Source organism: Proteus sp. LHD240705, from assembly GCF_047921555.1.
GTDB lineage: Bacteria > Pseudomonadota > Gammaproteobacteria > Enterobacterales > Enterobacteriaceae > Proteus.
Genome location: NZ_JBLRMI010000003.1, coordinates 159,327 through 179,394, shown reverse-complemented (window position 1 = coordinate 179,394; position 20,068 = coordinate 159,327). Strand labels below are relative to the sequence as shown.

Annotated in this window: 18 protein-coding genes; 13 read left to right on the top strand and 5 right to left on the bottom strand. The window is 38.7% G+C overall.

Annotation, left to right across the window (positions count from 1 at the left end; translation table 11 throughout):
• Positions 1-163: 163 nt before the first annotated feature.
• Complete coding sequence (locus tag ACNART_RS06920) at positions 164-1,072, top strand: LysR family transcriptional regulator (protein ID WP_109373451.1); 909 nt, start codon at positions 164-166, stop codon at positions 1,070-1,072.
• Between the two features lie 210 nt (positions 1,073-1,282).
• Positions 1,283-1,708 carry a 3-hydroxyacyl-ACP dehydratase FabZ gene (gene fabZ, locus ACNART_RS06915; RefSeq protein WP_198620449.1) on the top strand — a complete coding sequence of 142 codons (426 nt, stop codon included), beginning with the start codon at positions 1,283-1,285 and terminating at the stop codon, positions 1,706-1,708.
• Positions 1,709-1,777: 69 nt separating this feature from the next.
• On the opposite strand, the gene ACNART_RS06910 is transcribed toward fabZ, so the two are convergent.
• Both ACNART_RS06910 and purB read right to left on the bottom strand, forming a co-directional pair.
• The gene (locus ACNART_RS06910) at positions 1,778-3,157 is read right to left on the bottom strand and encodes an MmgE/PrpD family protein (RefSeq protein WP_311748469.1); all 1,380 of its coding nucleotides are present in this window, start codon (positions 3,155-3,157) and stop codon (positions 1,778-1,780) included.
• Between the two features lie 81 nt (positions 3,158-3,238).
• Positions 3,239-4,606: an adenylosuccinate lyase gene (purB, locus tag ACNART_RS06905; RefSeq protein ID WP_160230094.1), complete on the bottom strand. Its 1,368-nt coding sequence runs from the start codon at positions 4,604-4,606 to the stop codon at positions 3,239-3,241.
• Between the two features lie 408 nt (positions 4,607-5,014).
• Between purB and metC the strand changes: the two genes are divergently transcribed.
• The 4 genes from metC (at position 5,015) to sseA (ending at position 8,948) form a co-directional block, all read left to right on the top strand.
• Positions 5,015-6,190 (top strand): cystathionine beta-lyase, encoded by a 1,176-nt coding sequence (metC, locus tag ACNART_RS06900; RefSeq protein ID WP_198620447.1) that lies wholly within the window; start codon positions 5,015-5,017, stop codon positions 6,188-6,190.
• 36 nt (positions 6,191-6,226) lie between these two features.
• Entirely contained in the window at positions 6,227-7,594 is a 1,368-nt protein-coding gene (gene dcuC, locus ACNART_RS06895; protein ID WP_368927154.1) for a C4-dicarboxylate transporter DcuC, read from the top strand.
• A gap of 312 nt (positions 7,595-7,906) precedes the next feature.
• On the top strand, positions 7,907-8,092 hold the full coding sequence (locus tag ACNART_RS06890) for a hypothetical protein (protein WP_100159496.1): 186 nt from the start codon (positions 7,907-7,909) through the stop codon (positions 8,090-8,092).
• Between the two features lie 13 nt (positions 8,093-8,105).
• Positions 8,106-8,948 (top strand): 3-mercaptopyruvate sulfurtransferase, encoded by an 843-nt coding sequence (gene sseA, locus ACNART_RS06885; RefSeq protein ID WP_368927157.1) that lies wholly within the window; start codon positions 8,106-8,108, stop codon positions 8,946-8,948.
• A 77-nt stretch (positions 8,949-9,025) separates the two neighbouring features.
• Here sseA and ACNART_RS06880 read toward each other — a convergent pair whose 3' ends face one another.
• From ACNART_RS06880 to rhlE, 3 genes are all read right to left on the bottom strand, one after another.
• Complete coding sequence (locus tag ACNART_RS06880; protein WP_075672760.1) at positions 9,026-9,274, bottom strand: GlsB/YeaQ/YmgE family stress response membrane protein; 249 nt, start codon at positions 9,272-9,274, stop codon at positions 9,026-9,028.
• Between the two features lie 204 nt (positions 9,275-9,478).
• A complete protein-coding gene (dusC, locus tag ACNART_RS06875) occupies positions 9,479-10,411 on the bottom strand; it encodes a tRNA dihydrouridine(16) synthase DusC (protein WP_198620445.1) in 933 nt (310 codons plus the stop codon).
• Positions 10,412-10,420: 9 nt separating this feature from the next.
• Entirely contained in the window at positions 10,421-11,836 is a 1,416-nt protein-coding gene (rhlE, locus tag ACNART_RS06870; RefSeq protein WP_196534301.1) for an ATP-dependent RNA helicase RhlE, read from the bottom strand.
• A 373-nt stretch (positions 11,837-12,209) separates the two neighbouring features.
• On the opposite strand from rhlE, the gene cecR reads away from it, so the two are divergent.
• The 7 genes from cecR (at position 12,210) to ACNART_RS06835 (ending at position 20,062) form a co-directional block, all read left to right on the top strand.
• The gene (gene cecR, locus ACNART_RS06865; protein WP_198620444.1) at positions 12,210-12,908 is read left to right on the top strand and encodes a transcriptional regulator CecR; all 699 of its coding nucleotides are present in this window, start codon (positions 12,210-12,212) and stop codon (positions 12,906-12,908) included.
• Between the two features lie 11 nt (positions 12,909-12,919).
• On the top strand, positions 12,920-13,906 hold the full coding sequence (gene hlyD / locus ACNART_RS06860; RefSeq protein ID WP_198620443.1) for a secretion protein HlyD: 987 nt from the start codon (positions 12,920-12,922) through the stop codon (positions 13,904-13,906).
• A gap of 13 nt (positions 13,907-13,919) precedes the next feature.
• Positions 13,920-15,689, top strand: a complete 1,770-nt coding sequence (locus ACNART_RS06855) for an ATP-binding cassette domain-containing protein (RefSeq protein WP_349443176.1) — start codon at positions 13,920-13,922, stop codon at positions 15,687-15,689.
• Positions 15,682-16,833, top strand: a complete 1,152-nt coding sequence (locus tag ACNART_RS06850; protein WP_109373988.1) for an ABC transporter permease — start codon at positions 15,682-15,684, stop codon at positions 16,831-16,833. Before ACNART_RS06855 ends, ACNART_RS06850 begins: the two co-directional genes overlap by 8 nt.
• A gap of 13 nt (positions 16,834-16,846) precedes the next feature.
• On the top strand, positions 16,847-17,956 hold the full coding sequence (locus ACNART_RS06845) for an ABC transporter permease (RefSeq protein WP_198620442.1): 1,110 nt from the start codon (positions 16,847-16,849) through the stop codon (positions 17,954-17,956).
• 65 nt (positions 17,957-18,021) lie between these two features.
• Positions 18,022-19,452: an AAA family ATPase gene (locus tag ACNART_RS06840; protein WP_416303484.1), complete on the top strand. Its 1,431-nt coding sequence runs from the start codon at positions 18,022-18,024 to the stop codon at positions 19,450-19,452.
• A complete protein-coding gene (locus ACNART_RS06835) occupies positions 19,427-20,062 on the top strand; it encodes a retron system putative HNH endonuclease (protein ID WP_198626136.1) in 636 nt (211 codons plus the stop codon). Before ACNART_RS06840 ends, ACNART_RS06835 begins: the two co-directional genes overlap by 26 nt.
• Positions 20,063-20,068 lie beyond the last annotated feature (6 nt).

Here is a 20,068-nt window from a genome sequence, read left to right as displayed (position 1 = left end):
TCTCTTTTTCATCAAAGAATGGATAACTTCTCGAAATTATTGCTCTTTGTTATGGATTATTCATTCAACTCTTCATAGTATGAGTAACATCCAAAATAGTCTTATAAAAATATTTTTCTTTTGTTTTATTAAGCACAACAACACCAGTTAAGAGATATCTATAATGACTTCCGCAAAACGCCCTATTTTTAACTTAGAACTTGATTTACTTCGAACCTTTGTCGCCGTTGTCGATGGAAATACCTTTGCTGCAGCGGCGGAATCCGTTTGCCGAACACAATCCGCCGTTAGCCAACAGATGCAACGACTGGAGTCTCTACTTGGAAAAGAGCTATTTGCTCGCCAAGGTCGAAATAAAACACTGACAGAAGCGGGTACACAACTGCTTAATTACGCTCGCCGTATTTTACGCCTTAACGATGAGGCATGCCTTTCACTAATGCATGAAGAGATTGACGGCATTTTAAAAATTGGTTCTCCCGATGACACCGCAAACACGATTTTACCTGAACTTCTCGCTCGTTTTTCAGGCGCTTATCCTCGCTTAATTATGGAAATTATTGTTAAACGTAGTCCGTTTTTAATGTCTATGTTAGAAAACAATGAGCTAGATTTAGCCATCTCTACTGAAGAGCATGTGGGTTATCCTAAAATCGTATTACGCGTTTCACCTTCATTATGGTATTGCGGAAAACATTTTAGATTTGATCTTGATGAGCCGTTACCTCTCGTGGTGCTTGATGAGCCAAGCACTTACCGCGATATGATGATAAATCATCTTGATCAGCAAGGTATTCGTTGGCGAATTGCTTATATTGCAACCACACTTTCTGGTGCAAGAGCGGCAGTACGAGCTGGTTTAGGGATTATGGCGCGTTCGATTGAGCTTTCTGGTGATGATTTGCGTATTTTAGGCGAAAAAGAAGGTTTACCTGCTTTACCTGCGATCCGTTATAACCTTTATTTTAATTCTAATAGCCCAGGGAAAGCGGCACAAATTCTGTTTGATTCATTGAAAAATGAACAAAATGAAGTGATTAATCATGCAGATATCACGCTACAACAAGAATAACCAAAAAAATAAATTATTTCGATAACTCATCAAAAAATGAGAAGTAACAAAGACTGGATTTTTCCTATTCTGGTCTTTGTTATCCACTTAACCCAAATTTCTTAGCTAAAACATAGCTCAATACTGTACCATATTGAATAAGAATGGAATAATAGCCACCTTTATTGTAAAAAGCCTATTTGTTCTATCATCATAACGAGGAGAAAATATATGCCCATTTCCATCAGTGAAATAATGGAAATATTGCCTCATCGTTATCCATTCTTATTAATTGATCGCGTTATTTCTGAGCCAACTGAGCTTGCCAGTGGCAAATTAACCGCCATCAAAAATGTCACAACCAATGATACCGTTGTTTTTGGCGAGTTCTACCCACCTTTATTACTTCTTGAAAGCATGGCTCAAGCTTCGGGCATTCTTGCACATTACTACCTTTCACCTATGAGTGAGGATCAGCAATGTTATTTTGCCAGCATAAAGAATGCTCGGTTTTATGATGCGGTAAAAGCAGGCGATCAGCTAGTTATTGAGATCCAATTTCGCCGACAGCGACGCACTATTGTTAGCTTTTCAGGTACGGTGAAAATTGGGGAAAAGATAGTTTGTACATCTGAATTTATGTGTGCAAGGCAATAGATAAAGGATTGGCAAATAAAACCAATCCTTCACACAATAATCTTGTTTATACTATTTCAGCTTAACCTTCTATTTTTTAACACGTAATAATTGTGTTATTTCTGAAATAGTTACATTGTCGAAATGCAGTATTTTCTCAACTAATTGTGCCGATTGTTCAGCTTCTATCACCAAAGATGCATTATCGTAAAACTTACTGATCACATCTTTATCTGTCATTGGATTCTTCGGGTTACCATACTGAATATCTAATCTCTCCGTGATCTTTTCGCCATTTTTTAATGTCACGAAAATTAACCCGGGAAAATAAGTAGGAAATGGAATTTCTCCTTTTTCGGGATAACGATAACTTACACGCTTCGCTAACGATTGAATATCTTCCCGTTGGAGGTTTTCAGGTAATAATGAAGATAGTGTTAATGCATTATCTAAAAAACCCGCAGCAAATAACCACGGTAAACTAAATTTAGCGCCATAAGCTGTTTGAGGTGCCCATTTTGTTTCAGGTGGCTCACAAATCAAAGCAGCAGCTACTGGATCGACAACGCACTCGACACTCTCGATATCATCAGCGGTGATCCCTTTTTTCAGCAAATTACGCCCACAATCAACCGTTGCATGAGCAAAATGGCACACCGGATAAGGCTTAATAGAAACATTTAAAAATTCCCATACTTCACCTAATCCCAATGCAACTTGTTCTGGTTGCGCTTGCTCTCGAATACCATGGGTTTGATAAAGGCTATACCGACCTTCAAATATTGTTTCAGGGCCTGTCATTCCACCTTTTGCTAATGATGCGGCGATAATACCTGATTGTGCAGCCCATCCCGCATGAAAGCATTTAGAAGATGAGCTATTAGTAAGATATTCAGCTACTCCTGCTGCTTGGCTTCCTGTTAACCCTAATGCATTCACAGTTTGTTCAGGCGTCAATTTTAATAGCGAAGCAGCACAAGCCGTTGCGCCAAAAATACCAGCAATTGCGGTGGCATGAAAACCACGCTGATGAAATCCACTATGGCTTGCTAAGCCTACTCTTGCCGCGACTTCCCAGCCAATCACCCACGCCGTTAAAATATCTTGTGATGATGCACCGATAGATTCACCCAATGAAAAAGCAATCGGTGTTAATACTGCACTACCATGTGTAATGGAATCGGTATGTGTATCATCAAAATCTAAAGCATGTGCTGCAATTCCATTGGCAAGAGCTGCCACGGTTGTACTTGCCGTTTGTGAATTTCCCCAAATAGGGATATCACCTTGGCTATCAGGTAAAAAAGCAACGCCTTGTCGTCCTTGAATTGCACTTTGCTGCACACTGCCAGCCAAAGCGACACCTAATGTATCTAATAAATGAATTTTAGCTCGGCTAACAACTTGAGCAGGTAAATCAGAAAATGTGGTTGTGGTAATAAATTGGGCTAACTGCTGACTCAATGTCATAAACACCTCGAAATTGATAAGAAAAAGCCAGCAATATCACCGGCTTTTAGATAATAAGAAGGTTGGAGGTAATTAATTCACTTAGTCATTTAACCAGCCAGAGGCTTTGGTTTGTGCGACAACGCGATCAACCTGAGCTGGCGCATTACCCACATAAGTCGTTGGATCTAACAATGCATCAAGTTCTTCTTGCGTAATATGATCACGAATACGTGTATCACGATTAATTGCTTCTACGAAGGTAATGCCCTCTTCTTGCCCTGACATTGATGCTTCATACACAATTTCATGTGCCGTTTGTTTACCTGCCTTATCAGATAATGCAAACATCACGCGTTCAGCCAGCATAAAGCCACCCAAAATATCCATATTTTTGCGCATTTTTTCAACATGAACATTTAACCCGCCTAATACTGTTTTCATATTATCAAAAATAACAGACAGCATCAGACACAGTTCTGGCATGATTTTCCATTCCATTTTCCAGATTGCACCATCACGCTCGTGTTGATGTTTCATCATATCGGTTAAAACAGAAAGGTTTGCTTTTAAGGTATTGCTGACACAAGCGGCATTTTCAACAATAGCTGGATTGCGTTTATGAGGCATCGTTGAAGAACCGACTTGTCCTTTGCTGAAAGGCTCTGATAATTCATCAATTTCGTTATGTGCTAATATCAAAATTTCATTGGCAATTTTACCTAATGTACCGCTAATTAAGCCAATCAACATGCCGTATTCGCTAAATCTATCACGTGCAGGTTGCCATGAAATTTCAGGCACACCTAAACCTAAACGTTTTAATACACGCGCTTCTAATTCATCAGCCTTATCACTTAAAGAGGCTTTTGTGCCCACCGCTCCGACGACACTTCCCACAAATAAACGTGGTTCAATTTCTTTAAGACGTTGATAATGACGGGCTAATTCTGTTAACCAAATTGCAGTTTTATGACCAAAAGTGATTGGCAGTGCTTGTAATGCTAATGTACGCCCTACCATTGGGGTATTTCGGTGTTTTTCACTTAATGATAATAATGAACGACCTAATATTTTGATATCACGAAGGAAAGTATGATGAGCATCTTTAAGTTGCAGTACAAGACCTGTATCAATCACATCTTGTGTGGTTGGTCCAAAGTGAACATATTCACCATAATGTTCAGGGCAAGCATGTTCTAAACCACGAATAGTTGGCACTAATGGATGGCGAGTCAAACGCACTTGTTCTAATACATAATCCATATCGAGCTTTTCAAGCTTTGCGGTGTCTGCAATAACGTTTGCCGCCTCTTTTGGGATCAACCCTAATTCTGCTTGTTCTATGGCTAATGCCGCTTCATAATCAAGCCAATTTTGCATTCTCGTTTTATCAGAAAAAATAGTTCTCATTTCTTCTGTTGACCATAAATTCTTTAATAAAACCGAATCAAAAACGCTGGTTCCCATAATTATTTCCCCTGTTAAAAGAATAATAAAAAAATCGTTTTTTTAATCAAACGACTTGTTAGATTGTTATTTTATTTATGCAATATAATCTCTAAAAAAACACTTTGATAATTTTAATCTAAATTAAAAAATTTCTAATCAATCAAAAAATAACATTAATTCAATATGTTACAAATAACTCTTTATTTATTAGTTATAACTTTTGAATCTTAAATGTTATTTAAGATTTAATTAGAATAATTAATGCTAAAAAATTAGATGAAGATCATCTTTTTTTAAAAAGAGCTATTTTAAAAATAAATAAGTTTGTTATAAATAATAGAAACAGAATAAGCGCAGAGAAAAAAGTAATTAAAGGTTTTATTTAATTACCGGGGAACTCTATTTCTATATTTGGAGATATTAATAATGAAACAAAATAAACAAACAAAACTGATACACAGTGGACGCCAAGAAATTAAAACCTCAGGTCCAGTTAATCCACCCGTTATGAGAGCCAGCACCATTGTTTTTGATTCTATTAAAAGCTGGCGTGATGTCCGTGATCGTCGTGCAACAGAGCGCGTATTGAGTTACGGCGCTCGTGGTACTGAAACCGCTTTTGCACTGGAAGCTTTAGTAACTGAGCTAGAAGGTGGCCATCGCGCTCAACTGTTCCCTACTGGATTGGCAGCTATCGCTGTGACCATTATGGGATATGCTCGCAGTGGTGGTCATGTTTTATTTGCAGATTCTGTTTATGAACCCGTGCGTAAAATTGCCTCTGCTTTTCTTGAACCCAATAACATTGCTTATAGCTTCTTTAAAACAGATGGTTCAGATTTTGAGCAAAAAATTCAAGACAATACACAGCTTATTTTTGTCGAATCACCGGGTTCATTACTTTATGAAATGCTCGACTTACCTGAAATCTGCCGTATTGCGCATGAAAGAAATATTCCTGTTGGTGTTGATAATACTTGGGGCTCTGCATGGCTTTATAACCCGCTGGAATTAGGTGCTGATGTCTCAGTTATTGCAGCGACTAAATATTTATGCGGCCACTCTGATGTGATGATGGGAATTATGGTTGCGAATGAAAAAGCATGGGAAAAAATTGGTGCATTGCCTGAAGCATTAGGTCAAGCCAGCAGCCCTGATGATGCGGCATTAGTGCTTCGTGGTATGAGAACACTGGGACAGCGTATTGCAGCTCATGGCAAATCTGCTCTTGCTATTGCGCAATGGCTAGAAACACGTCCTGAAGTTGAAAAAGTGTGGTTCCCTGAATTACCTAATCACCCTCGTCATGATTTATGGAAACGTGATTGTAAAGGCAGCAACGGTTTATTAACCATTGAATTTAAACAAGGTTATACCGCCAAACAATCAGAACAATTTATTGATGCTCTTACACTTTTTGGTATTGGTGCATCTTGGGGTGGATTCGAAAGCCTTGCTTTACCTGCAAATGTTGCGGGAGCAAGAAGTGCTTCTGATTGGCATGAAGGCCACGGTCCTTTTGTTCGTTTACATATCGGGCTTGAAGCAACTGAGGATTTAATTGCAGACATTACACAAGCGTTCTCAGCATTAAATAAATAACAACAATATTATTGCGTCACTACTAGGGAATTTACTATGACAGGTTTAATCATTGCCGCGCTGGTAACCGCGTTGGTGGTTTATCTACTGGCTAGAGGTTATAAACCTCAGCCAGTATTATTACTCGGGGGCTTATTGCTACTGCTCCTAACTGCTTCTCTCGATCTTAATCCGTTACTATCAGAAAATAAATCAACGCAATTTAAGTATTTTGATATTTTCCAAATCTTTACGGATATTATGAGTTCTCGCTTAGCGGGACTGGGCTTAACATTAATGGCTATTGCGGGTTTCTCTCGTTATATGGAACACGTTGGCGCAAGCCGTGCTTTATTTGCCATTTTTGAAAAACCTTTAAAAGCAATTAAATCGCCTTATTTACTTTTGGTTATTTCATTTTTAGTTACCCAAATCTTGGTTATTTTTATTCCAAGTCATGCTGGTTTGGGAATGCTATTAATGGTCACCATGTATCCGATATTAATTCGTTCTGGCATTAGCCCACTTTCTGCTTTAGCGGTTATTGGATGCTGCCAGTTTATCGACCATGGTCCTGGCTCTGGTAACGTCATTATGGCAGCAAAAACTGCGGATATTGAACCTGCCGTTTATTTTGTTCAGCACCAGTTGCCTATTACTATTCCTATTATTATTGCTGTTGCGATTACCCATTTCTTTATTCAACGCTGGTGGGATAAACGTGAAGGATTTGTTTTTGACCCAACAACAATTGATGCAGTTAAAGAAGAAGGAAACAAAATTCCACTGTCTTATGCCTTATTACCCGTGATCCCTTTGGTACTCATTATTGGCTTTAGTCCTTTATTACACCCTTATATTAAATTAGAAGTCACCACAGCGATGGTTATCAGTACAGTGATTGCACTTCTCTTTGAATATGTTCGTTTACGTGATGCAAAGGCCGTAATGAATAGCTTTATGCTGTTTTTTGAAGGAATGGGTAAGCAATTTGTCTTAGTGGTATCGTTAATTGTATCGGGTGAGTTTTTTGCTAATGGTTTATTAAAAAGTGGTGCAGTCGATACACTTATTAGCTCTGCTCAAGATGCAGGTTTCGGTGTTGTCGCCATGATCCTTGTGATGAGTGCCATTCTTGCCTTAGCGGCATTCTTAATGGGCTCTGGTAATGCTGCATTCTTCTCATTTGCAGCCTTAACACCGAAAATTGCGGCTTTCTTAAAAGTGGATGTCATTACCTTAATTCTACCTATGCAAATTATGACAAGCTTTGGTCGTACTGTTTCACCGATTACCGCAGCCATCGTCGCCATTGCAGGTATTGCGAATGTTTCACCATTCCAAATAGTTAAACGAACCGCTATTCCTATGGCTGTGGCAGCCATTGTGAACTTAGCAATGACATTCTGGTTCCTTTACTCGTAAAAATTAAGTTGTATTTTAAATGAAGTCTTAAGTTGCGTTACCCCTTTCCCTTAAACTCATTTACTCCTGAGTTTAAGGGGTTTTTCTTATCATTGACTGTAACCTTTGATTGAAATCATTAACACAACTTGTACTGTAATTAAGGCTATTTATAAAGGTAAATAGCCTTTTTTACATCTCTATTCACCCTATTTAACGCGATAGAACGCCTCTCCTTTATTCTGTATTTTTCCTCAATCTGGAGACTTAGCGCTTGTTTCAACCTCATATCTCGATATACTTTTGCGCAACATTCATCTGCAAATGAACATTATGAAAAAAATAATTATCGTTGTTATCGCACTACTTGCTTTTGGCTCTATCGGTGGCGTTTTCCTTGCGGGATTAAATATTTATACCCGTTCAACTACACCAATAGAAAACAAACAAGCTCAACCTGAAACATCGCCAACACAACAATTTCCAGCAATACCCGACAGCTCACCTTCAACAAAATAAATGAGGTTGCCCTATGGAATATGATTACTTTGTCACGCCCCAATGGCTATTTGAACATCAAAATGATAGCGACCTTGTGATCCTTGATGTCAGTGCGCCGATGCCAACACAAGACATTGACTATTCAGCACTTTATCTTGAACGTCATATTCCACATGCGCATTTTTTTGATCTTGATGAAGTCGCCGATAAAACCACGTCACTCCCCCATATGTTACCTTCTGATGCACTATTTTCAGAAACGTTGACGCAATTAGGTATTTCTAATACCACTACTGTCATTATTTATGATCAAGGTAATTTATTTTCAGCGCCACGAGGCTGGTGGACATTCACGACATTAGGTTGTCGCAATGTGCGTATTTTAGCGGGTGGATTACAAGCTTGGATTGATGCTGGATTTGAAATCCAACAAGGTGAAGTCATTGCTACGCCAGCAACTTCGCCTTTTGTGGTTGAGCGTCATACTCAACATTATGCCAATAAACAACAGCTTCTTGATAATCTCAATACCAAACAAAAACAGATGATAGATGCTCGTTCGGCAGACAGATTTTATGGCAGAGCACCAGAACCTCGCCCTGGTTTGCGCAGTGGACATATTCCCAGCAGTAAAAATGTACCTTGGAATGAATTAGTGACTGATGGGCAATTAAAAGATAATGCGGAACTGAAGCAAATATTTGAGCAAGCAGGCGTGGATTTATCACAGCCAATCATTGTTACTTGTGGCTCAGGCATGACAGCAGCTATTTTATTTTTAGCGTTAACGGTACTCGGTTGCCAATCTATTGCACTTTATGACGGCTCTTGGGCGCAATGGGGCGCTGAAAGTGCCCTCCCTTGTGAATGCTAATTTAATCAGCTTTTGCCTTAAAAAAGTAAACCCGCATTACGCGGGTTTATTATCACTCTCTGTTTGGCGTGAAAGTATTAACTTGCAAATATCTTTGCAAGATAGAGCACAACAATGGCACCAATAACCGCAACTACAAAGCTGCCAAAATTAAATCCGTCTACTTTACCTTTACCAAAGAAGCTACTAATTGCACCACCCACAACGGCACCGACAATACCCAGAATACAAGTCCATATCAGACCAATATCATAAGAGCCAGGCATTAAGAATTTCGCTAAAATACCCGCGATCAAACCAAAGATAATCCAAGCAATAATTCCCATATTTCCCCCTAAAAATAGTCATGATATAAACAACATACCTAAAAATGTCACTTATTGAGTGTAAGTCGAAATAGTTATTTTTTCCAATTATTGGAGATAAGTAACATTATATTTAAGATAAACAGAAAGATTATGACTTAGCAAACAAAAAAATAGCGCTGATTAATTAGCACTATTTTTTTATCAAATGAGATGATTTTTAAATTACAACGCTTCTATTGCTACAGCGATTTCTGGCGAGGTTTTTAGTGTTCGAATTTGCCTAAATAACTCATCGGCTTCTGGATACTCTTTGCGTAAATAGCTAAACCACTGCTTAATACGTGATGCATGATAAATCGTCGTATCACCGCGCTTTTCTAAACGAACATAGCGCTTTAATAGTTGGATAACCTCTGACCATGGCATTCTAGCTTCTATGCCTTTTACAACTCGGCTTAAGTTAGGGGTATTCATTGCACCACGACCAATCATTATCGCATCGCAACCTGTTGTGGCTAAGCAGGCTAATGCGTCTTCACGGTTCCAAATTTCACCATTAGCAATCACAGGAATAGAGAGTCTTTGGCGGATCTCACCAATGGCCTGCCAATTGATTTTTTCCGCGCTATAACCATCTTCTTTTGTTCTGCCATGAACAGTGATTTCTGTTGCACCACCTTGTGCCACGGCATCTGCAATTTCATGGCTATACGCTGAAGAATCCCAGCCTAGTCTCACTTTAACTGATACTGGCAATTCTAAAGGTACAGCATCACGCATCGCTTTTGTGGCTTGATAAATCGTTTCTGGCTGTTTTAAAAGTGAAGCTCCACCACCACTGCCATTAACCGTTTTTGAAGGGCAACCGCAGTTTAAATCAACGCCCCAAGAGCCTAAAGAAACAGCTCTAAAAGCATTTTCAGCCAACCACTGTGGATGTTGTCCTAATAATTGCACTCGCACCAGAGTTCCACTTTTAGTACGGCTTTCTGTCTGCAATTCAGGGCATAAGCGATAAAACGCTTTCGTTGGCAGTAATGAGTCTACAACTCGTACAAACTCTGTAATACAGAGATCGTAATCGTTAATCGAAGTGAGTAATTCTCTCACAAGGGGGTCTAAAACCCCCTCCATTGGCGCTAATAGAACTCGCACTTTTTAACCTCAAAACTCTTTTCTAGCTTTTGACCAAGGGCTTTGATTATCACTACCTTCATCACTTTTACGTGAACGGCGAGGCCCTAATTTTCCGGTACGAGAGCCATCTTTATTACGGTAGTTTTCTTTGCTTTTATTACGTCCAGACTCTTTACCTTCGCTATCGCCCTCTTTACGACTATTGTTGCGATTATCTTTACCGCGAATATCTGCACGACCACCACTTCTACGCGGTGCATTATTCTTTGGTTTTTTATGTAAAGGAGCCGCTTTAATTGAAGGATCAGGATCGTAACCTTCTAATGCTAAACGTGGAATTTCGCGTTTTAATAGACGTTCAATATCAGCTAATAAACCATGTTCATCAACACAAACAAGTGAAATAGCCTTACCCGTTGCAGCAGCACGACCCGTTCTACCAATACGGTGAACATAATCTTCTGCCACTTGCGGTAATTCAAAATTGACCACATAAGGCAGTTGGTCGATATCAAGACCTCGAGCCGCAATATCTGTTGCTACTAACGCTTTTAATTTGCCGTCTTTAAAGTCAGCTAAAGCACGCGTTCTCGCACCTTGGCTTTTATTGCCATGAATAGCAGCTGATTTAATACCATCGGCATTTAAATGTTCAGCAAGCTTATTCGCCCCGTGTTTAGTACGTGTAAAAATAAGCACTTGTGGCCAATTTTCTAAGCCAATTAAGTGTGATAACAACTCTGTTTTACGTTTTTTATCCACTAAATGAACATATTGATCAACAGATTCAGCAGCCGAGTTTTTTGGCGCAACTGAAATACTCACAGGGTTATTTAATAGTGAATTAGCAAGCCCCGTGATCTCTTTAGAGAACGTCGCTGAAAACAGTAAGTTTTGACGTTTTTTCGGTAATTTATTGATCACACGGCGAATATCGTGGATAAAACCCATGTCTAACATACGATCAGCTTCATCAAGCACTAAAACTTCAACGCGAGAAAGGTCAACCGCATTTTGATGTTCAAGATCGAGTAAACGTCCAGGAGTTGCAATCAGTACATCAACACCACCACGTAACTTCATCATTTGTGGATTAATGCTCACACCACCAAAAACGACTAACGAGCGAATAGGAATATAACGGCTATACGCTTTTACGTTTTCAGCAATTTGAGCCGCAAGCTCGCGCGTTGGTGTCAAAATCAGCGCTTTAACTGGTTGACGACCTTTTGTTTTTACTGCTGATTGAGATAACTTTTCCAGTATTGGTAATGTAAAAGCTGCTGTTTTACCTGTGCCTGTTTGCGCACTCGCTAATACGTCTTTACCCGCCAAAATCGGCTCAATCGCCTGCTGTTGAATAGGGGTTGGGGTTTTATACCCTTGTTCATCAATAGCGCGGAGAAGCGCCTCACTTAAACCAAGCGATGTAAAATCGGTCAAAACAGTAGTCTCCTACAACCAGAACGTATAACACGGTGATTGAAATTAAAAATGACGGGCTTTCATACTGTCAATCTATAGGCATTATTACTCTATAGGTACTATCATTTCTAGGTATAGACAGTGATGAAAGAGAATGAATCTTGTTAGGTTAACCTAATAACACCTATTCTAACAGTTTTTGCTATATTCAGAATACAAAAATAATTTTCAATAATAGATTACACTTTTTTTATTACACATCAGCTTTATTCGATTATTTATCACAAATTTTCCCTATTGTTCAATATCATCTAATATAATACGCCTTGTTATCGCTGTTTTTAATATCATTGGTTTTGTTACATTTTACTTAAGTAAGGTATCTTCTATCATGTCAGACATCCACCAGAAGACAACGCGCGGTGAACTAGCAAAACGACAATTATTGGAAGCGGCATGTGAGATCTTTGGTAAAAATGGGCCAGATGCCGCCACAACACGCCAAATTGCACAAGCTGCTCAACAAAATATTGCCGCTATCGCTTATTATTTTGGTTCCAAAGAAGGGCTATATCTCGCCGTTGCACAACATATTGCTGATCTTATTCGCCTTGATTTTGAACCGACCGTGGTCATTCTTGACGAATTTCTTGAACGGCCTAACCCAGTAGAACACCTCCCATTACTGCAAACGCTTATTACAGATAGTTTTTTACAATATGCTCGTCTTGTGCTTGATAAAGAAAATATTCATCTTAGTCGCATTATGGCAAGGGAACAGCTTGTCCCTACCGAAGCGTATTCTCTTATCCACCAGCAAGCGTTATCGCCACTTTTAAGGCGAGTAAACAAGTTATTAGCTATTTATATCGGTTTAGATGAAACACTTCCTGCAACAATGCTACATACTCACGCTATATTAGGAGAAGTGTTATCATTTCGCTTAGTAAGGGAAACCATTCTAAGACAAACGGGATGGGATAGAATTGGTAAGAATGAGTATCAGATTATCTCCAACACGTTAAAAACTCATATTACTTTATTACTCAATGGATTAAGAGAGATTTACACTAACACTCATCACGCATAAATAGAGTTATTATGAAAACTAAAAAAATCAGTTTCTTTATCATCTTAATGATTATTATCAGTATTGTTGCAGGTATCTATTATTACGAAGAAAACAAAGAGTCTGAATTAGTACTCTATGGCAATGTCGATATCCGTACAGTCAATCTTAGTTTTCGTGTTGCTGGAAAATTAGATACATTGCATGTTGATGAGGGTGCGCCCGTTGAAAAAGGACAATTATTAGGTCAGCTCGACGATGCACCTTATCGTAATGCGCTTAACAAAGCATATGGCGAACGAGATAGTGCTATCGCCGCATTAGCCTTAATGGAAGCGGGATATCGCACTGAAGAAATCGCGCAAGCTCAATCTGATGTGTCATTAAAGCAAGCCGCTTGGCAATATGCAGAAAACTTTTATAAACGTCAGCAAGATCTTGCTAACCGAAAAGTCATCTCAGCCAATGATTTAGATAGCGCAAGAAATAATCGCAATCAAGCGGCGGCTGCCTTAAAAGCGGCACAAGATAAGCTCAATCAGTATCAAAATGGTTATCGAAAAGAAGACATTGATGCGGCGAAAGGACAAGTTATGCAAGCTAAAGCCGCTGTTGCACAAGCTGAATTAAACCTCCAAGACACGCAACTAATCTCTCCATCACAAGGTACTGTGCTAACTCGAGCGGTGGAACCCGGTACAATATTATCGGCTGGAAGCCCTGTATTTACGGTGTCATTAACTAACCCTGTTTGGGTCAGAGCTTATATCAGTGAAACTCACTTAAGCGAAGCTGTTCCTAATCGAGAAGTTTATCTATACACCGATGGACGTAAAGATAAACCTTATCACGGTACGATTGGATTTGTTTCACCAACAGCCGAATTTACCCCAAAAAGTGTTGAAACACCGGAGTTAAGAACCGATTTAGTATATCGCCTCAGAGTAGTTGTGACGGATGCTGATGACGCATTACGCCAAGGTATGCCTGTCACCTTAAAATTTGCTTCCTCTCATTAAGTGTGGGGGAAAAATGGGACTCGCTGATTACACTATCGAACTTCTCGGTGTTGAAAAACACTTTACAGGACTGGAAAGCCCCGCTGTTTCGTCATTAACAGCCACCATTACAGGTGGCTCTGTGACGGGTTTAGTTGGCCCTGATGGCGCAGGCAAAACAACCTTAATTCGTATGCTTGCAGGCTTATTAAAGCCTGATGCTGGTGATATTCGTATTTTAGGAATGGATCCGCAAAAACAGAGTGTCGATGTCAGAGCTATTCTTGGCTATATGCCACAAAAATTTGGTCTGTATGAAGATTTAACAGTATTAGAAAACCTCAATCTTTATGCTGATTTAAAAAATGTCGTGGGTGAAGAGCGTAAAAAAGTTTATCAACAACTGCTCACTTTTACTGATCTCACTCGCTTTACATCTCGCCTTGCAGGTAATCTGTCTGGAGGCATGAAACAAAAGCTTGGGCTGGCTTGTACTTTATTAGGTAGTCCTAAAGTTCTGCTTCTTGACGAGCCAGGCGTGGGTGTCGATCCCATTGCACGCCGTGAGCTTTGGCAAATGGTGCATGCTTTGGCCAGCGATGGCATGTTGATACTATGGAGTACCTCTTATCTTGATGAAGCAGAGCAATGTAAAAACATTCTCTTACTTAACAAAGGAGAGCTACTTTATAGTGGTATTCCTCAAGATTTAACAGCAAAAATGGCAGGTCGCTCTTTTCTACTTAATGTTGAAGGTCATCAGCGTAGAAAAGTGTTACAACAGGCCATTATTCAACCTCAAGTTACGGATGGCGTTATTCAAGGGCAATCCGTTCGTTTGATCCTGAAAAAACAGAATAATCAAACTGAATTACTAAGCGCTTTGGGTAAATCTGATACGAAGCTTATTCCTGCTACACCTCGCTTTGAAGATGCTTTTATAGATTTATTAGGAGGCGGTCCTTCTCATAAATCTGAATTAGCTGAAATTATGCCTCAGATCCCTCCCGCACCTAATGAAACCGTGATTGAAGCGCAACAGTTAACCAAAATGTTTGGTCAATTTGCAGCGACTGATCATGTCGATTTCCAAGTTAAACGTGGTGAAATTTTCGGTTTATTAGGCCCTAACGGTGCAGGTAAATCGACAACCTTTAAAATGATGTGTGGTTTATTAGTCCCCACCAGCGGTAAAGCCCTTGTGCTAGGTATGGACTTGAAAGAGAGCTCTGGAAAAGCGCGTCAACATTTAGGTTATATGGCACAAAAATTCTCACTTTATGGCAACCTTAAAGTGGGACAAAACTTGAAATTCTTCTCAGGTGTTTATGGCTTACATGGCAAACAACAACGCGATAAAATCAACGATATGATAACTGCCTTTGGTTTACAGCCGATGGTGAATCAAATCACTGAAACCTTACCTTTAGGTTATAAACAACGCCTTGCCCTTGCGTGCTCATTAATGCACGAGCCTGATATTCTCTTTTTAGATGAGCCTACATCAGGTGTTGACCCATTAACGCGAAGAGAGTTTTGGCTACATATTAATGGCATGGTGGATAAAGGAGTGACCGTGATGGTTACCACTCACTTTATGGATGAAGCAGAGTATTGCGATCGCATTGGTTTGGTTTATCGAGGCAAAATCATTGCAGCTGGCGAGCCTGATTCTCTGAAAAAAATGGTTGCCAGCAAAGATAATCCAACCCCTTCAATGGAAGATGCCTTTATTGGTTTAGTGCTGGATTACGATAAAAAACTTGAAAGTGAAAATGATAAAGGGAGCGAAAAACATGCATAATTCAGCTCAATCATCTCATGCCCGCTTTTCTTGGCGACGTTTATACGCACTGTGTTTAAAAGAAACAAAGCAAATTACTCGTGATCCCAGCAGTGCCCTAATTGCTATTGTTATCCCACTTACTTTGCTGTTTATTTTTGGATATGGCATTAATCTAGACTCAAGCAAATTAAATATTGGCATTTTAACTAATCAACAAAGCCAACCAGCACAAGAACTTGTTTACACCTTCACAAATTCACCCTATATCAATGCAACTATTAGCGATAATCGACAATTATTAATTGATAAAATGCAGGCGGGGCAAATCCGTGGCATTGTGGTTATTCCTGTTAATTTTGCTGAATTACTTGCTCGCCAAGATACTAAAGCCCCCATTCAAGTGATCACCGATGGCAGTGAGCCTAATACGGCAAACTTTGTACAAGCTTACACAAAAGGGGTTTGGCAAATATGGTTACAACAACAGGCTATCAGTAAAGGTATTGATACAACGCCATTAATTGAAATCGAACCTCGCTATTGGTTTAACCCTGCCGCAATTAGTCAGCACTATATTATTCCAGGTGCCGTCACCATTATTATTACGGTAGTGGGGGCTATTCTTACCTCGTTAGTGATTGCTCGTGAATGGGAAAGAGGCACTATGGAAGCCTTACTTTCCACTCAAATTACACGTACTGAGCTTCTTCTCTCAAAACTTATTCCTTACCAAGTGTTAGGGAGTTTTGTCATGGTGCTATGTATGGTAGTCACTGTATTTGTGCTTGGTGTGCCCTATCGGGGATCATTGTGGATTTTAGGTGGCATTACGTCGCTCTTTTTAGCTACTGCTTTAGGTATGGGATTACTTATTTCCACACTAACGCGTAATCAATTTAATGCCGCGATGATTTCGTTAAATGCTGCATTTTTGCCTGCAATTATGTTATCAGGCTTTGTTTTTGAAATTGATAGCATGCCATTTTTTATTCAAGTAGTGACCTATTTTATTCCTGCGCGTTATTTTGTGAGTAGTTTGCAAACACTATTTTTAGCTGGCGATATTCCATTGATATTAATGTTAGATATGTGGTTGTTGATCGTTTCTGCCATATTCTTTATTGGCTTAACGGCGTTAGCAACACGACGTCGATTAGATTAAAGGGAGAGTATTTATGTTTTATCGTCTTCTCACCCTGATAATGAAAGAGTTACAGTCATTATTACAAGAGCCTCAAACTCGCATTATCTTAATAATGCCAGTTATCTTTCAGATGATCTTATTTCCATTTGCCGCAACATTAGATGTTACCAATGCCTCTATTGCCATTTTTGATGAAGATAATGGTAAACAATCTATTGAGTTAACCCAGCGTATCGCCAAAGCAAGTGCATTCTCTCAAACTCTTTTGCTTAAAAATGAACATGAAATAAAAGAGGCTATTGATAATCGTAAAGCGCTTTTATTAGTTCGTTTTCCACAGAATTTTAGCGCCGATTTAGAAAGCCATGTCCCTGTTAAATTACAAATAATCCTAGATGGTCGAAATTCTAATAGTGCGCAAATTGCCGCTAATTATGTACAGCAAATCGTACAAAACTATCAAACTGAATTAGCAGGCAATACACCTTCTTTACTGAATAAAACAGAACTTGTTGTTCGTAATTGGTATAACCCGAATTTAAATTACAAATGGTTTATTGTGCCCTCTTTAGTCGCATTAATTATTACCATTGGCGTCATGATTGTGACTTCACTTTCTGTTGCTAGAGAGCGCGAACAAGGCACGTTAGATCAACTGTTAGTTTCGCCTCTCTCAACATGGCAAATCTTTGTCGGTAAAGCCGTTCCAGCAATGGTCGTTGCTGCCATTCAAGGCACTATCGTGTTAATTATTGGTATATTTGGTTATCAAATTCCCTTTTCTGGCTCATTATTGCTGTTTTACTTTACCATGCTGATTTATGGCTTATCGCTGGTGGGTTTTGGTTTGCTAATATCCGCATTAAGCTCGACACAGCAACAGGCTTTTATTGGTGTCTTTGTGTTTATGATGCCCGCTGTTTTATTATCTGGCTATATTTCCCCCGTAGAAAACATGCCCGTTTGGCTACAACATGCCACATGGATAAACCCAATTCGCCATTTCACCGATATCACAAAACAGATTTACCTTAAAAATGCCGACATCACTGTTATATGGCACAGTTTATGGCCTTTATTGGTGATTGCTGTAGGAACGGGTAGCATTGCCTATTATCTTTTCCAAAGGAAGATAGCTTAAAATCTGTACTTTGATAACTAACTCTAATAGACTGATACCAAAGAAAAAATCAATAGGCGTGCAATATGCAAATCAGCAAACTACGACTTGAAAATTATGGTGTTTTTACTGATGCTGACATCACGTTAGCCACAAAAGATGGCAACGAGAATGGCTCAAATATTACTGTATTTATTGGTAATAATGGTTCAGGGAAAACCAGTATTTTAGATGCGATTGCAACAGGTTTAAGTTGGTTTGTAGCGAAGCTGGAAGATAAAAATGCGGAAGGGAAATTAATTACTAAAGCTAAAATTAATCTTTTATCTGAAGTCGCCACAATTTCTTTTAATAAAAAAGAAAAAACAAATATTACTTTGATTAATCACTCTTCAAATATAGATAAAAATACTTTAGATTTTGATTTAACAACAGCGCGCTATTTAACAGATAATAATAAACTTTCTTCTTATGCTAGCGATAATCAATTAGATCATTTTTCTGCTTCATATCGCCATGCATTACGATCAAAAGAAAAAATTGAATTAAATTTTCCCATCACAGCTTATTATGGCGCAACTCGCCATACTTATGACACAACAATCAACAACGCAATTCAGCCCAATAATAACCGTCAATTTGATATTTTATCCGCGTATAAAGATGCTCTAGAAGTTAAAACAGATTATGCCGATTTCTTTGCTTGGTTTCGTTACCGTGAAGATATCGAAAATGAAACGGCTCCTCACACAAGCATTATGAAATTGTTAGAAAAACATACTGATGTAAATAGTGAAATTTACCAAAGTATGTTAGCTGAGCAAAAGAAATTGCAAGATAAAGCATTAACTGCTGTACGTGAAGCCATTAAAATTTTCTTATCTGATGACAGTTCTACGATTGAAAATATCTATATTGAGCGCACACCTGATCTTTCCATGAAAGTAGTGAAAGACGGTACTCACTTTTCTATTGAACAACTCTCTTATGGCGAAAAATCATTACTTGCTATGGTTGGTGATATAGCACGCCGTTTAACAATTTTAAATCCAACTTTGGATAATCCCTTAAAGGGCAAAGGCATTATTTTAATTGATGAGCCTGACATCCACTTAAACCCTCAATGGCAACGACGATTAATCGCTTTATTGGATAAAACCTTTCCTAACTGCCAATTTGTATTAACGACACACTCACCATTATTGATCAGCGATCACAAAGATATTCTTGTTTACAGCATTGAAAAAGGTCAGGTTGAAAAAGTCTCTTCACTTTATGGGCAAGATATCAATAGCGTACTGTCAGAAATTATGGATACTGACTTTATCAATCAAAAAGTGCAAAGCCAAATCGGCGATATTCTTGATGCGATTCAAAATGCCGATATTGCAACAGCAAAAGATTTATTAGCTGAATTAGAACAAGATGTTTCAACAAATAATATTGAGCTAGTTAAAGCACGATTATTGCTAAAGAAAAAGGAAGTTCAACTTGAGAAAAATCAGCAAAAGAAATGATTATGAACCCACAAGTTTAACTCAATGGAAAAGGCAAAATAAATATAAAAAATACGCTGATTTAACCCCAGAAATTCGAACAGAAATAAGAGAAGTATTGCTAGAAGAGCAGTTCTATTTATGTGGTCATTGTTGTCAGCAAATAAAATCAATTCATGACTGCCACAATGAACATATCGAACCTCAACAATTAGCACAAAATAAAACGCTTGAGTTCTCTAATCTTATCGCCAGTTGCAATGCTAAGAAACAATGCGGCGATTCTCATCAACATCACGCACTTCCCCTTACTCCACTTATGGATGAGTGTGAGACTGAATTACAGTTTTCAATTAGTGGTAGAGTTAATGGTGTAACATCCCGTGCTGAAAAGGCAATTGAAATATTGAATTTAGGCTCTAGCACTTTTCCCAATAACTTATTAATCAGTAAAAGAAAACACGCTATTGAACAAATCTTATTTATTAATGGAATTGATCCTAGTGAAGGACTAGAAGATGATGATTTACTTAATGATTTAATCCTAGAACTAACAAAACCTAATGATGATGGAAAACTAGAAAGCTTTTCACCTATTATTATTAATATATTAAAACAGTGGTTAACTTAACAATAA